Annotated in this window: 11 protein-coding genes; 7 read left to right on the forward strand and 4 right to left on the reverse strand. The window is 58.4% G+C overall.

Translation table 11 applies throughout. The annotated features are described in order from the left end of the window. Nucleotides 1-98: 98 nt before the first annotated feature. From infC to rplT, 3 genes are read left to right on the forward strand one after another with little or no spacing between them, the layout of a single operon-like run. Nucleotides 99-758 carry a translation initiation factor IF-3 gene (gene infC / locus IK083_10635; GenBank protein ID MBR4750009.1) on the forward strand — a complete coding sequence of 220 codons (660 nt, stop codon included), beginning with the start codon at nt 99-101 and terminating at the stop codon, nt 756-758. 12 nt (nt 759-770) lie between these two features. Next, the gene (gene rpmI, locus IK083_10640; protein ID MBR4750010.1) at nt 771-971 is read left to right on the forward strand and encodes a 50S ribosomal protein L35; all 201 of its coding nucleotides are present in this window, start codon (nt 771-773) and stop codon (nt 969-971) included. Between the two features lie 37 nt (nt 972-1,008). After that, nucleotides 1,009-1,365: a 50S ribosomal protein L20 gene (gene rplT / locus IK083_10645; protein MBR4750011.1), complete on the forward strand. Its 357-nt coding sequence runs from the start codon at nt 1,009-1,011 to the stop codon at nt 1,363-1,365. A 75-nt stretch (nt 1,366-1,440) separates the two neighbouring features. Here rplT and IK083_10650 read toward each other — a convergent pair whose 3' ends face one another. From IK083_10650 to IK083_10660, 3 genes are read right to left on the reverse strand one after another with little or no spacing between them, the layout of a single operon-like run. Then, nucleotides 1,441-2,781 carry a phosphoglucosamine mutase gene (locus tag IK083_10650; GenBank protein ID MBR4750012.1) on the reverse strand — a complete coding sequence of 447 codons (1,341 nt, stop codon included), beginning with the start codon at nt 2,779-2,781 and terminating at the stop codon, nt 1,441-1,443. 43 nt (nt 2,782-2,824) lie between these two features. Next, nucleotides 2,825-4,198, reverse strand: coding sequence for a right-handed parallel beta-helix repeat-containing protein (locus IK083_10655; protein MBR4750013.1), 1,374 nt, complete (start codon nt 4,196-4,198; stop codon nt 2,825-2,827). 35 nt (nt 4,199-4,233) lie between these two features. Then, the gene (locus IK083_10660) at nt 4,234-5,202 is read right to left on the reverse strand and encodes a peptidyl-prolyl cis-trans isomerase (GenBank protein MBR4750014.1); all 969 of its coding nucleotides are present in this window, start codon (nt 5,200-5,202) and stop codon (nt 4,234-4,236) included. A gap of 191 nt (nt 5,203-5,393) precedes the next feature. Between IK083_10660 and topA the strand changes: the two genes are divergently transcribed. From topA to IK083_10680, 4 genes are all read left to right on the forward strand, one after another. Next, entirely contained in the window at nt 5,394-7,496 is a 2,103-nt protein-coding gene (gene topA / locus IK083_10665; GenBank protein ID MBR4750015.1) for a type I DNA topoisomerase, read from the forward strand. Further along, nucleotides 7,489-8,232, forward strand: a complete 744-nt coding sequence (locus IK083_10670) for a DUF1638 domain-containing protein (GenBank protein MBR4750016.1) — start codon at nt 7,489-7,491, stop codon at nt 8,230-8,232. Before topA ends, IK083_10670 begins: the two co-directional genes overlap by 8 nt. Then, nucleotides 8,229-9,077, forward strand: a complete 849-nt coding sequence (locus IK083_10675) for a metallophosphoesterase (GenBank protein ID MBR4750017.1) — start codon at nt 8,229-8,231, stop codon at nt 9,075-9,077. The genes IK083_10670 and IK083_10675 overlap by 4 nt, the downstream gene beginning before the upstream one ends. Before the next feature lie 99 nt (nt 9,078-9,176). Further along, complete coding sequence (locus IK083_10680; protein MBR4750018.1) at nt 9,177-11,147, forward strand: hypothetical protein; 1,971 nt, start codon at nt 9,177-9,179, stop codon at nt 11,145-11,147. Between the two features lie 232 nt (nt 11,148-11,379). Here the strand turns inward: IK083_10680 and IK083_10685 are convergent, their stop codons facing one another. Continuing rightward, nucleotides 11,380-12,003 (reverse strand): hypothetical protein, encoded by a 624-nt coding sequence (locus IK083_10685; GenBank protein ID MBR4750019.1) that lies wholly within the window; start codon nt 12,001-12,003, stop codon nt 11,380-11,382. Between the last annotated feature and the right edge of the window lie 581 nt (nt 12,004-12,584).

The following is a 12,584-nucleotide window of genomic DNA, read 5'->3' on the forward strand; positions in this document are numbered from 1 at the left end:
CCTCGGGGGCTCTGCCGTCACCGGGCGGCAAGGTTTTTTGCAAAATATATGCTCTGCCCCCTTTTATTGCGGCGCCGTATGTGGTATAATATTAAAGAATGAAGCACTTAGTTTCATTCTTGCGGTCAAGCGGCTGCCTGCTCAAGCCCCCAGCTTTTCGCAGAGACAGTCGGGATGACCCCTCGTTTCGACCGTTCGGTCCGCGCGGCTGCAAATCTATATTTTGGAGAACGATCATATCTAAAGAGAAGGAACTCAACATAAACGAGCGTATCCGGGCGCCTCAGGTGAGACTGATAGGCGCAGATGATGAGCAGATCGGCATCGTGCCGGTCCGCGAAGCGCTTCAATATGCTAAGGAAAAAGGGTTGGATCTGATTGAGATAGCTCCTCAAGCCAATCCTCCTGTTTGCCGTGTGATGGACTACGGCAAGTTCAAGTATGATATGGGCAAAAAGAAGAAGGAGGCCGCCAAGAAACAGAAACAGGTCGAGATCAAAACCATCAGATTTCGGCCCCACATCGAGGAGCATGACTTTGACGTCAAGGTCAGCGCCGCCAAAAAGTTTCTGGGTCAGGGCAACAAGGTCAAGATCTCGCTCATGTTCAGAAGCAGGGAAGCCAGTCATCCCGAGATCGCCATAGCGCAGCTGGAAAAGCTGGCGCAGATCATCGTTGAGTCCGGCTCCGGCAAGCTGGAGAAAAAGCCTTCCATGGAGGGCAAATTCATGAATATGATCCTGGCTCCGACAGAATAAAGAGGTTCTACAATGCCAAAACTTAAAACATGCAAAACTGCTGCCAAGAGATTTTCCAAATCCGGCACAGGCAAGCTCATGAGAAATACCACCGGTATGAATCACCTGAAGATGGCCAAGAGCAAGTCTGCTCTCCGCAGGCTCTCCCAGAAGGGCGGCGTGGCCAAGGGCTTTGCCAAGGTAGTGAAGAAGCAGGTCCCCGGGCTCGCTTAGTTTGACAGATACATTTGATATTAAGAGGTAGTATATTATGCCACGCGTAAAGCGAGGAACTATGACGCACAAGCGTCACCACAGAATAATCAAGGATGCTTCGGGTTACTGGGGCGCCAAGTCCAGGCTCTTCAAGACGGCTAAGGAAGCCGTGATGAAGTCCGGCAACTATGCTTACAGAGACAGACGCAACAGAAAGAGAGACTTCCGCAGATTGTGGATAGCCAGGATCAATGCGGCCTGCCGGCTCAACGGCATGCAGTACAGCAAGTTCATCTCCGCTATGACCAAGCTGAACATCCAGATAGACAGAAAAATGTTTTCCGAGATCGCCATCGCCGATCCCGACACCTTTGCCGCTCTGGTGAGCAAGGCAAAGGAGATCTACGGATAACGAGACTTATTTTTTTCAGACAGACACACAAGAGCGCAGCCGCGAGGCTGCGCTCTTCTTTTGTTGTCAGTCCTGTCAGGCCATGGCTTTTCTGATGGCGTCGGCTATGTCGTTGACCACCTGGTCCACCTCGTCCTGGTCGGGGCCTTCGGCCATGACTCTGATGAGCTGCTCGGTGCCCGAGGGACGCAGCACTATGCGCCCTCTGCCCTCCAGCTGCTTCTCGCCCTTGGCCAGGGCCGCCGCTATGTCCGGGTTGGTGTCCCAGCCGGTCTTGTCCGGCACCCGCACGTTCACCAGCAGCTGGGGATACTCTTTGATCTCGTCGGAGAGGTCGCAGAGGGGCTGCTGCTCGGTGATGAGGACCTGCATCATCATCAGGGCCGTCAGCATGCCGTCTCCGCTGGGGAGTATCTCGTGAAACATGATGTGCCCGGATTTTTCGCCGCCTACGATGGCGCCGAACTTTTGCATATCCTCGGACACGTATCTGTCGCCCACCTTGGAGCGGTGCAGGGTGATGCCTTCGGTAGAGAGAGCCTTTTCCAGGCCTATGTTGCTCATGACGGTGCCTACCACCATGTCTGCGGGCAGCTGAGAGTGTCTTTTGCGGCTGAGGCCGTAGATGGCCATGATCCTGTCGCCGTCCACTACGCGGCCCTTGCTGTCGGCCATGATGACTCTGTCGGCGTCGCCGTCAAAGGCGCAGCCCGCGTCGGCGCCTACCTCCAGCACCTTTTGGCACATGCCCTCGGGATGCAGGGAGCCGCACTGTACGTTGATATTCACGCCGTCGGGCTCGTTGTTGATGGCGGTGACCTCCGCGCCCAGACTCTCAAACAGTCGGGCGGCATAGCCGGAGGAAGCGCCGTTGGCGCAGTCCAGCACTATCTTTTTGCCCGTGAGGTCCACCGGCACGGAGCTCCTCAGAAACTCCAGGTATCTGTCGCCCAGAGTGTCGTCGCGTATCACCTTGCCCACGTTGGCGCCTTCTACCAGCTCAAAGGTCTTGTAGGCGTCCATGTAGTCTTCGAGGGTGTCCTCCACTTCGTCGGGGAGCTTGCTGCCCTTTTCGGAAAACACCTTGATGCCGTTGTCGGTCATGGGATTGTGAGAGGCCGATATGACTATGCCCGCGTTCACCTTGTCCGTGGAGCCGGTCAGATAGGCCACTCCGGGAGTGGTGATGACGCCGGCGGGTATGACGTCTGCCCCCATGGAGCACAGGCCGGCGGTGAGAGCGCCCTCCAGCAGGTCGCCGGACAAGCGGGTGTCCTTGCCTATGATCACAGTGGGTCTGGAGATACGCTCCGACAGGTATTTGCCCAGAGCCGTGCCGAGCTTAAAGGCGGTCAGGGGCGTCAGCTGCGAATTGGCGATGCCTCTGATGCCGTCAGTTCCGAAGTATCTGCTCAAGATAAAGTCCTCCTGGTGTAATGTCAACTATATTGTATCATATTTACGATGATTGGGCAATCAGGGGAGTCTGCTCCCTGCCTGCGTCCTTCAGGGGCTCCGTTCCCAGATTGGTCACCTCCGGGGCCTCCGAAAAGCCCTTTGCTTTGTTGCCGCGGAACACATAGGCGGCAGCCGGGTCCGACTTTTTGACTATGCGCACCGCCGCGGGGCCCCGGGGCGCCGTGAAGGTGTTGTCCGTGACGAACACCGAAGGTCCCGAAAAGGCCGCAGGTGAGCAGACAGCCGCCGTCAGGGCAGGCCCTTCGCAGGCGCTGTCAAAGGTGAAGCTGCAGCCCTGTATCCTCAGCAGGTCCAGCCTGGGAGTGTCCGTGTCCGCCGCGGTGTTGGTCATAGCGCAGCGGAGGAGGCTAAAGGAGTGAAGGGCGTGCCAGGGCCGGATGACCGAAGGGACGGAGGAGCTGAAGGAGCAGTCCTCAAAGGTCACGTCCTGATAGTCTGCCAGCTGCACCTCGTTGCCGTTGAAATAGTGGCAGGTCCCCACCACGCCGTTCATGGCCCGGGAAAAGGTGGAGCGGCAGCCCGAGAAGACTATCCTGCCGGTGCAGTATTGAAAGGTGGCGTAGTTGCCGTTGACGCAGTCCCCGGCGTCGCAGTCCTCGGCCCGGGACTCGCTGCAGCCCTCAAAGTCTATGCCCACGTCCTTGCAGCGGGCGACGGAACAGTGTCTGACGACGATGTTTTCGCCCATGCTGCCCCAGATGCCTCCGCCCTCAACGTCCGTGACGCGGCAGTCTGCGATGAGGCCGTTTTTCAAAAAGCCCATGTTGCTGTGGAGGCCTCCCCGCCGCACGTCGCTGTCGCCGCCCCACCACTGGATGCCGTGGGCAAAGCCCTCCAGCCTGCAGTCCCTGACGGCAAAGCCGTCGGTCCAGTCTATTTCCACTCCCTGGACCGGCGCCCCGCCGCCCCGGAAGACGCAGCCGCTGACCGTGACGTCCCTGTTCAGGGTGTCTCTCGCGGCGGAAAAGTGTTCCACCCGGACCCCGGCCATATTTTCCGTCTTTATCCGGCTGACCGTGAGGTGCCGGACCTGTTTGGCCACCAGGGCTGAGACCGGCGAAGGAGAGGGGCATTTGAAGGTGAGGCCTGACACGGACACCCGGTCCGTGTATTTTCCCCGGGTCCCGGTTTCAAAGGCGTTGCAGCTGCCGTCCAGGAGCAGCACGGTGTTCCCGGAGCCGGCGACCCGGGTGTCCGGGCCCAGCTTCACGGTGCGGGACAGCCTGTAGGTGCCGGAGGGCACCGTCACGTCGCCGCCCCTGTCCGCCGCTGCCTGCAGCCGGTCGGTGATATCCTCCGCGGCCGCGGCCCCCAGAGGCAGGATGAAAAGTACAAACAATAGTATTAGCTTCATAAAAAAAAGCAGGCCGCAGCCTGCCTTGTCATATCTTAGTTGTTTTGAGCAACTGATTTCTTGATCTGGTCCGCAATGTCGGCGAACTCGGGGATGAAGATCTGGATGTCTGCATCCGTCATGCGTTTGTTCAGGGTGTCCTTGAATTTGTCGTTGCTGCCCAGCTTGTTGATGCTGACGTTGGCTTCCAGCTCGTCCTTCACGTCCTCATAGGACTTGTTGACTGCCGGCACGTCCTTGCAGGTCATGACGTAGTATTCGTACTTGTCTTTTTCGCCTGCGTCCATCTTGCTGACGGGGGACCATTCGCCGTTCTTCAGGGCCTTGGCTACCTTGTCCACACTGGGGTCGATCTTGATGGCCTCTTCGGTCATGCCGGGGAAGGCCTGCACGTTCTCATTGTCTTTTCTGAGTTCAAACAGGGCTTTGATGAAAGCCTTTTCGTCCTCGGCGCCGGTGATCTGGGAGGCTATCTCCTTGGCCTTCTTCTCGTCGTCGCCCAGCATGACCAGGGTGTATTCCTTGTGAGCGGGCTTCTGATACAGCTCACTCTTCTGCTGGTCATAGAGCTTTTTCATTTCTTCTTCCTTGGCGGGAACCAGCTTCTTGGCGATGTTCACCAGTACGGCCTGCTGCTTGGCCATCTTGCTGATCTGCTTGTCCAGCAGGTCGGGCTCGGTCTGCATGGACTGATACTGGTAAGCGGGGCCTTCCTTCAGCTGATCCATGGCCTTGGCTATGTCGTCGCTGGTGGGATATACCTTCAGATCCTTGGCCCAGCTCTCAATGATCTTTTCCTTGATGAGAGCGGGGAGGGCGGTCTCGCCGTAATTGTCATGGAGATATGTCTGATAATCCTTGCTGGTGATATTCAGGCCGTTGACGGTGGCCACGTTTTTGGGCACGCCCGGCAGCTTGACGGTGGGAGCTCCGCCATTGTCCTTGTTGCAGCCGGCAAACAGCAGGGCCGCGGCCAGCAATGCCAAAGGTATGATCTTTCTCATTAGTAACTCCTGTAGATTGAATTGAACTTCCACTATTATTGTAGTATAGTTTTTAAAAAAAAGCAATATCGCGGGGCAATTATCAGGGGCTCCAGGGCCCGGAAAGAGGGCCGGCGGTATTTGTTTTTTTCAAGGAATATGGTATAATATCATTTACGGAGCAAACCTCTCCAAAGACAGAGGAGGCGCAAATGACAAAAGCGTTAATCATAGTAGAATCACCCGCAAAGACCCGGACTCTTCAGAGCTTTTTGGGCAAGGATTACAATATCCAGGCCAGCATGGGCCACGTGAGAGACCTGCCACAGAAGACTCTGGGTATAGATATAAACAACAATTTTACTCCCGAATACAAGCCCATCCCGGAGCGCAAGGACGTGATCAACAACCTGAGGGCCGCCGCCAAAAAGGCGGACACGGTCTATCTGGCCAGCGACCCGGACCGGGAGGGCGAGGCCATCAGCTGGCACCTGAAGGAGCTGCTGAAGCTGGACAACGCCAAGCGGATCACCTTCAACGAGATCACCAGACAGGCGGTGACCGAGAGCCTGAAGCACCCCATGGAGATCAATATGAATCTGGTGAACGCCCAGCAGGCCCGCCGGCTGCTGGACAGAGTGGTGGGGTATATGCTGAGCCCTCTCCTGTGGAAAAAGATCCAGAAGGGCCTTTCCGGAGGCCGGGTCCAGTCCGTGGCCGTGAGGCTGGTGTGCGACAGGGAAAGGGAGATACAGAGCTTCGTGCCCCGGGAATACTGGACCGTGTCCGCCCTGTTCGTCACGGAAAAGGGCGAGGAGTTTGAAGCCCAGCTGGTGCTGGTGGGCAAAAAGAAGCCGGCTCTGGCCTGCGAGGCCGACGCCGCCGGCGTGCTGGAGTCTCTGCGGGGAGCCGCCTACACCGTCCACGACGTGAAAAAGACCGCTTCCCGGCGCAGCCCGGCTCTGCCCTTTGTCACCAGTACTCTGGAGCAGGAGGCTTCCCGGAAGCTGGGTATGTCCACCAGCCGGACCATGAGCGTGGCCCAGCAGCTCTACGAAGGCATCGACCTGGGCGGCGACGGCCACGTGGGTCTGATCACCTACATGAGGACCGACTCCACCAGGATAGCGGAGACTGCCAGGGACGAGGCCAAGAAATACATCAGGGACACCTACGGCGCGGAGTATTCCTCCGAATACCGTTCGCGCAACAGGACCGGCGCCCAGGATGCCCACGAAGCCATCAGACCCACCTCCATACTCAGGGAGCCCTCCAGGATAAGCCAGTATCTGACGGCGGACCAAAGGCGGCTCTACAAGCTGATATGGCAGCGGTTCCTGGCGTCTCAGATGGCCCCGGCGGTCTATGACGTGTTCACAGCCAACATCCACGCGGCGGACTGCGTGTTCAGGGCCACGGGCTCCAAGATGACCTTCCCGGGCTTTACCAAGGTGTATGTGGAGGACAAGGACGATCAGACCAAGAGCGTGGAGGAGCTGCCTCCTCTGCCCGCCATGAAGGAAGGCGACCCGCTGCAGCTGAAAAAGCTGGTGCCCGGGCAGCACTTCACCGAGCCTCCAGCCAGATACACGGAGGCCACTCTGGTGAAGACCATGGAAGCCAACGGCATAGGGCGCCCCAGCACCTATCACGCCATCATATACACCATCCTGGACAGGGGCTACGTGACTCTCGAAGAAAAGAGGTTCAGGCCCACGGAGCTGGGAGTGCTGGTGAACGACAAGCTGTGCAAGCATTTCCCCGACATACTGGACGTGGAATACACGGCCAACGTGGAAAACCAGCTGGATATGGTGGGAGAGGGCTCCGTGGAATGGACGGAGCTCCTGGGACGGCTGTATGCTCCCTTTAAGGAGGAGCTGGACGCCGCCCAGAACGATATGGAGGCGGAAAAGCCCGCTCCCAGAGTGTCAGAGGAAAAGTGCCCCAAGTGCGGCAAGCCCATGCTGATACGGTCCAGCCGTTACGGCGAGTTTTTGGGCTGCTCGGACTATCCCAGATGCAAGGAGATCATCCCTCTCAACCGTTCTCTGGGGGTCCGGTGCCCCAAGTGCGGCGGCGACATAGTGGAAAAGAAGTCCCGGAAGGGCAAGGTCTTTTATGGCTGCAGCCGTTATCCCGAGTGCGATTTTGTGTCCTGGGACAAGCCCACGGACAAAAAATGCCCCGTGTGCGGCAGCATGCTGTGCGAGCGCAGATACCGCAACAGGCTCACGGGCTACACCTGCAGCAAAGAGGGCTGCGACTACAGCGTGAGCCTGACGCGCAAGCCTTCCTCCGGCACCCATGAGTGACAGGATAGCCCTTTTTGCCTGCCGTCCTCAGGAGGAGCTGCTGAGAGAGCTCATCAAGGACAGCCCTTTCAGCTTTGAGCTGACGGTGCTGCCCATGACTCTCCACAACGATATAGACAGGCTGAGAGCCTGGCTGGCGGACCGCATCGCCTGCAGCGAGGGCTACAGCGCCCTCTATTTTTGCATGGGGCTCTGCGGCGGGGCCGTCAAGGGCATCAGGGGCGGCCGGGTGCCCTGCGTCTTTGTCCGGGCCCACGACTGCATCACCTTTGCTCTGGGCTCCCGGGAGCGGTATATGCGGCTCTTCCGGCAGGTCCCCGGCACCTACTACTTCACCCCCGGCTGGCTGGAGGCCATGAAGAACCGGGAGGCTGACTCGGAGCAGTTCGTCCTGGACGAGGGCGGTATGGCGGCTCTGAAAAAGAGCCTGACGGAGGCCTACGGCGAGGACAACGGGGAGTTTTTGTTTGAGATGCAGACCTCCTGGATCAGGAATTATTCCAGGGCCATGTTCATAGCCTCTCCCCGGTCCGAAAAGCCCGGGCAGCGGGAGTATCTGGAGGACATCTGCCGCCGGTGCGGCTGGGAGCAGGTCTCCGAGACGGAGGACCTGCGCTTGCTGGAGGACCTGGCGGCGGGACGGGTGGACAGCGGAGACTTTTTGGTGCTGCGGCAGGGCTACGAGGTGTATGAGACCGGAGACGACAGAGTGATAGACGTGAGGCCTTACCTATGACGCTCCTGCTGACGGCCGTTGCCGCGGCCATAGTCCTCATAGCCATCTATATCACCGCGGTGGAGCCCTACTGGTTCCGAACGGTGAGGCTGGACGTCAGGTCGCCCCGGGTGCCTGCGGGCCTGGAGGGCAGGACGGTGCTGTTTTTGACAGACATCCACACCTCCAAATACGGCCGCCTGGAAAAGACCCTCTCCCGGCGCCTGCGGGAGCTGGGGCAGGTGGACCTGTGCGTCATCACCGGAGACCTGATGTATCGGGGCTCCGCCGGCGGGGCCCTGGCCCGGGTGCTGGAGAACGTGGACGCCCGCAGCGGCAAGTATTACGTGTGCGGCAACTCGGAATACAAGCCCTACATAGACCACGACGAGATGATCACAGCCTATGGGAACATGGGGCTCACGGAGCTCCGCAACCGTTCGGTCACGCCTTTTCCCGACGCGCCCTCCTTCCGCCTGGTGGGGGTGGACAACTTTGAGGAATGCGACGTGGCCGACCCGGCCGCGGCCTTTGAGGAGGTGCGGGACACGGACTACACGGTGTGCCTGTCTCACGCTCCCTCCAATATAGACGGGCTGCTGAAATACGGCCCGGACCTGGTGCTCAGCGGACACACCCACGGCGGCCAGGTGAGGCTGCCTCTGTTCAACGTGGTATATACCCACATGAGCCGGCTGGACGGGCTCCACGGCGGCATGTATCCCCCGGACCGGCTGTCGGAGCTCGCCGGGGAAAAGACGGAGAAGACCCTGCTCATTGTGTCCAACGGCATAGGCACCTCCGCCATACGCATCAGATTCAGGTGCCGCCCTCAGATACATATTCTCACCTTTTATCAAAAATAACCGGCAGAGGGCTGCCGGCCCTTTTTTTATGCTATAATAAGGTGGGCCCTTGGCCGGCCCGCAAATATGACACAGATAAATTTTTGAACGGAGATATCTATGAGAACCGATTTTGACCTTTCCACCCTCGAGTGGCGGCTGTCCGGATGGACTCCCGAGTACTGGAGGATGCAGCAGACCATGGAGATAGGGGAGACCCCTCTTTCCGAAGTGCCCGCCATCAGGGTAAAGGTGCCCTGCTCGGTGCAGAAGGCCCTTCTGGACGCAGGCTATATCGAAGACTGGAACGTGGGGACCAACTACAGAAATATAGAGTGGATAGAGCACAGAGAGTGGCTCTTTGACGTGGAGATCCCCGACGAGGTGTTTGCCGACAAGAGCAGGGAATACTATCTGAACTGCGAAGGCCTGGACTTTTCCGGAGACATCTTCTTCAACGGCAGCCTGGTGTATTCCTTTGCCAACTCCTACATGCCCGTCAGGGTGGAGCTGAAGGCCCCCAGAGAAGAGCGCAACTGGCTGCGCATAGCCTTTACCTGCAAGGCCCCCGCCTGGCAGGGGCAGTTTGGCCGGACCAGTCAAATGACGGTGCCCAAGTGCCGCTTCTACTACAGCTGGGACTGGACCTGCCGCATGGTGCAAACAGGCATCTGGGACAGGATATACATCACCGGCGTGGACAAGACCCCGGTGGAATATCTGGACGTGGACGCCGACGCCGACCTGCAGACCGGCAAGGGCCTGCTGGACCTGACCGCCCATTTTGAAAAGCCCGTGGCCTATACTGCCAAGGCCACCCTGTCCCGGGAGGGCAGGATCATATGGTCGGAGGAAAAGAGATTTGAGGGCTGCAGCGTGGCCATGAACTGGAAGGACCTGGACGTGGAGCTGTGGCACTGCAACCTGAACGGCGACCAGCCCCTCTACGAGCTGGAATACGTGGTGTCAGACGCCGACGGCCGGCCTGTGGACATACTCAACAGACGGGTGGGCTTCAAGCATATTGAGTGGACCAAGACCGAGGGAGCCAGCGAGTTTGCAGGCAACTGGATCTGCAACGTGAACGGCGTGCCCACCTTTATACAGGGCTGCGACTGGGTGCCTCCCTACATGAACTTCGCCGACTGCGGCTACAAGGAATACAAGGAGCTGATAGACGTTTACAAGGACCTGGGCATCAACCTGCTGAGAGTGTGGGGCGGAGCCGTGTTGCCTCACGAGGAGTTTTATGAGCTGTGCGACGAAGCCGGCATCATGGTGTGGCAGGAGTTCCCCCTGTCCTCCTCGGGCATAGACAACGAGCCTCCCTTTGACAAGGAGTTTTGCGACACCATAGCCCGGGTGGCAGAGACCTACGTCAAGCGCCGCAAGTATCACGTGTCCCTGGTCATCTGGTGCGGCGGCAACGAGCTGGCCTCGGCGAGCGACATAGGCGAATACAGAGCCACCACCATAGAGCATCCCATGATCCGCAACTTCATGAACATCTGCAAGAAGCTGGACCCCAGGAGACATTTCCTCAACACCTCTCCCTGCGGCTTCAAGATCTACACCGCGGAGCACACCAAGGGCAGAGGCATCATCGAGAATATCCACGGCCCCTGGAAGGCCGACAGGATAGAGGACTGGAACCGCCTGTTTGAGAACGACGAGTCCATGTTCCGGGCGGAGACCGGCGCTCCCGGCGCCTCCTCCAAGGACATACTGGACGCCTACGCCGGCGACCTGAAGCCCTGGCCCATGGAAAACGCCAACGTGTATTGGTCCCGCCCCTACACCTGGTGGCTGGAGATAGACATCTTCAAGCGGGAAATGGGCCGGGACGCCAAGAGCGTGGAGGAATACGTGGAGTGGAGCCAGAACAGGCAGAAGGAGCTGCTGGTGAAGGCAGTGGGCACCTACAAGAAGGCCTTCCCCAGACACGGAGGCTTTATCATCTGGATGGGCCACGACTGCTATCCCTGCCCCGCCAACACCTCCGTCATAGACTACTACCGCAGGCCCAAGCCTGCCGCCCTGGCTCTGAAGGAACAGGTGTTCCTGAAAAAGCCGGAAGAGATAGACGTGTAAGCAATAACGAAGGCCCTGCCGCGGGTAAACCCGCCGGCAGGGCTTTTTGCGTCCGGTTGGGCCTGTCAGGGGCAATTCCGCTCCCCGAGTCATCCCGGCTCAAACGGCAACAGGATCTTCAGACCGTTTGGAAAAAGAGCTTCGGCGTGGCCCGTTTGCCTTGCTCCGTCAAAACGGGAGGACCCGGACACGGCAGAACACTCAGGCCCCGTACAGCACCCCCCCCCGGCAATCAGCTTTTCCCGGATCCTCTGATCCTTTCCCTCACCATTGCCGGCAGATCCCGGTAACGCCTGCCGATGGTGTGCACCAGCTGCCTTTGCATACACATGAACCCCAGCAGCATCAGCAAAAAACCCAGAGCATAGTGTATGGCCGAGACATAGTGATTCAGCCCCAAATAGCAAAAGACATACACGGTCAACGCCAATTCGCATTCCGCCGTGATCATGCCGGGACTGTAGGGCTTATTCATCCCGAAGAGCCTGATGGCCGCTACGTGCACCGCTCCCTCCAGAAGGCCGAGAAAAGCGGCCGGAAGCACCAGCCAGGCATACTCATGCAGGAAATAAGGGACCACCGTCAGCGCCAGCAGATATATGCCTGTATAGAATCTGCTCTCTTTTTTGATCCGGGGAGAGATACCGTCTTTGCTGCCGGTCAGGAGTTTTGAAACCTGTTCTGGAAACCCTCCGGGATAGTGTCCTTCCTCCCATTCGTGGAGCACGAAGAGAAAGACATACGCGAGTATGATCTTCCGCGCAATATCAGGCTGTATCCATATAGCGGAATACGTGATCAGACCGAGAGAGATCAGCGTGTAGATCTCCAGGCTGTAATATTTTATCTTTTTCATGCTTTTGTATTATACTCCCTTGTTCTGAACCAGTGAAGTGGTATATATAAACGGCGCTTCATTGTTTTGTATTATTATATCACGCCTGCCCCGACCCGTCAATACCAGCCCCATATCATCCCGGAACTCCGCCGTCATTTCGCCCCGTTAACTAAAACCCCGCGTCATCTCTGCGCAAACGGCAACAGATCAGACCCCTCAGCGTAAAGCCGTTTGCGCAGAGATGACGCGGGGTGTGGCTCGCCGGCAGTCTGAAGGGGACTACTTATCGGTGAGGACAAAGAGTCCTCACCGCCGATATGACGTGAAGCTGAACGGGACAGGAGAGGAAGGAAGCGCCTTGCGGCGGGCGCGCAGCGCCTGCGAAATACAAGCTTCTGCCCGGATGAGGCCGGGGCAGGCGCTCTATTTGCCGCCGCTCAGGCGCCGGGCTTCTCCGGCGGTCACGGCGTAGTTGTAGAGCTTCATGTCCTTTATCAGGCAGCCCTTCAGGCCGTTGCCAAAGTTCAGATTGTTGCCGCTCTCCTTCATGGGACCGCAGGGGATCCGGGAGCGGATCCGGCCGTCCAGCCAGGCGGTCA

The sequence above is a fragment of the Abditibacteriota bacterium genome (genome assembly GCA_017552965.1).
GTDB lineage: Bacteria > Armatimonadota > UBA5829 > UBA5829 > UBA5829 > RGIG7931.

Bases quoted from the DNA above. Each gene is read 5' to 3' on its own strand.
- IK083_10660 (MBR4750014.1), bottom strand. From the start codon at position 5,202: ATGAGAAAGATCATACCTTTGGCATTGCTGGCCGCGGCCCTGCTGTTT.
- IK083_10685 (MBR4750019.1), bottom strand. From the start codon at position 12,003: ATGAAAAAGATAAAATATTACAGCCTGGAGATCTACACGCTGATCTCT.
- IK083_10680 (MBR4750018.1), top strand. From the start codon at position 9,177: ATGAGAACCGATTTTGACCTTTCCACCCTCGAGTGGCGGCTGTCCGGA.
- rpmI (MBR4750010.1), top strand. From the start codon at position 771: ATGCCAAAACTTAAAACATGCAAAACTGCTGCCAAGAGATTTTCCAAA.
- infC (MBR4750009.1), top strand. From the start codon at position 99: ATGAAGCACTTAGTTTCATTCTTGCGGTCAAGCGGCTGCCTGCTCAAG.
- topA (MBR4750015.1), top strand. From the start codon at position 5,394: ATGACAAAAGCGTTAATCATAGTAGAATCACCCGCAAAGACCCGGACT.
- IK083_10655 (MBR4750013.1), bottom strand. From the start codon at position 4,198: ATGAAGCTAATACTATTGTTTGTACTTTTCATCCTGCCTCTGGGGGCC.
- rplT (MBR4750011.1), top strand. From the start codon at position 1,009: ATGCCACGCGTAAAGCGAGGAACTATGACGCACAAGCGTCACCACAGA.
- IK083_10670 (MBR4750016.1), top strand. From the start codon at position 7,489: ATGAGTGACAGGATAGCCCTTTTTGCCTGCCGTCCTCAGGAGGAGCTG.
- IK083_10675 (MBR4750017.1), top strand. From the start codon at position 8,229: ATGACGCTCCTGCTGACGGCCGTTGCCGCGGCCATAGTCCTCATAGCC.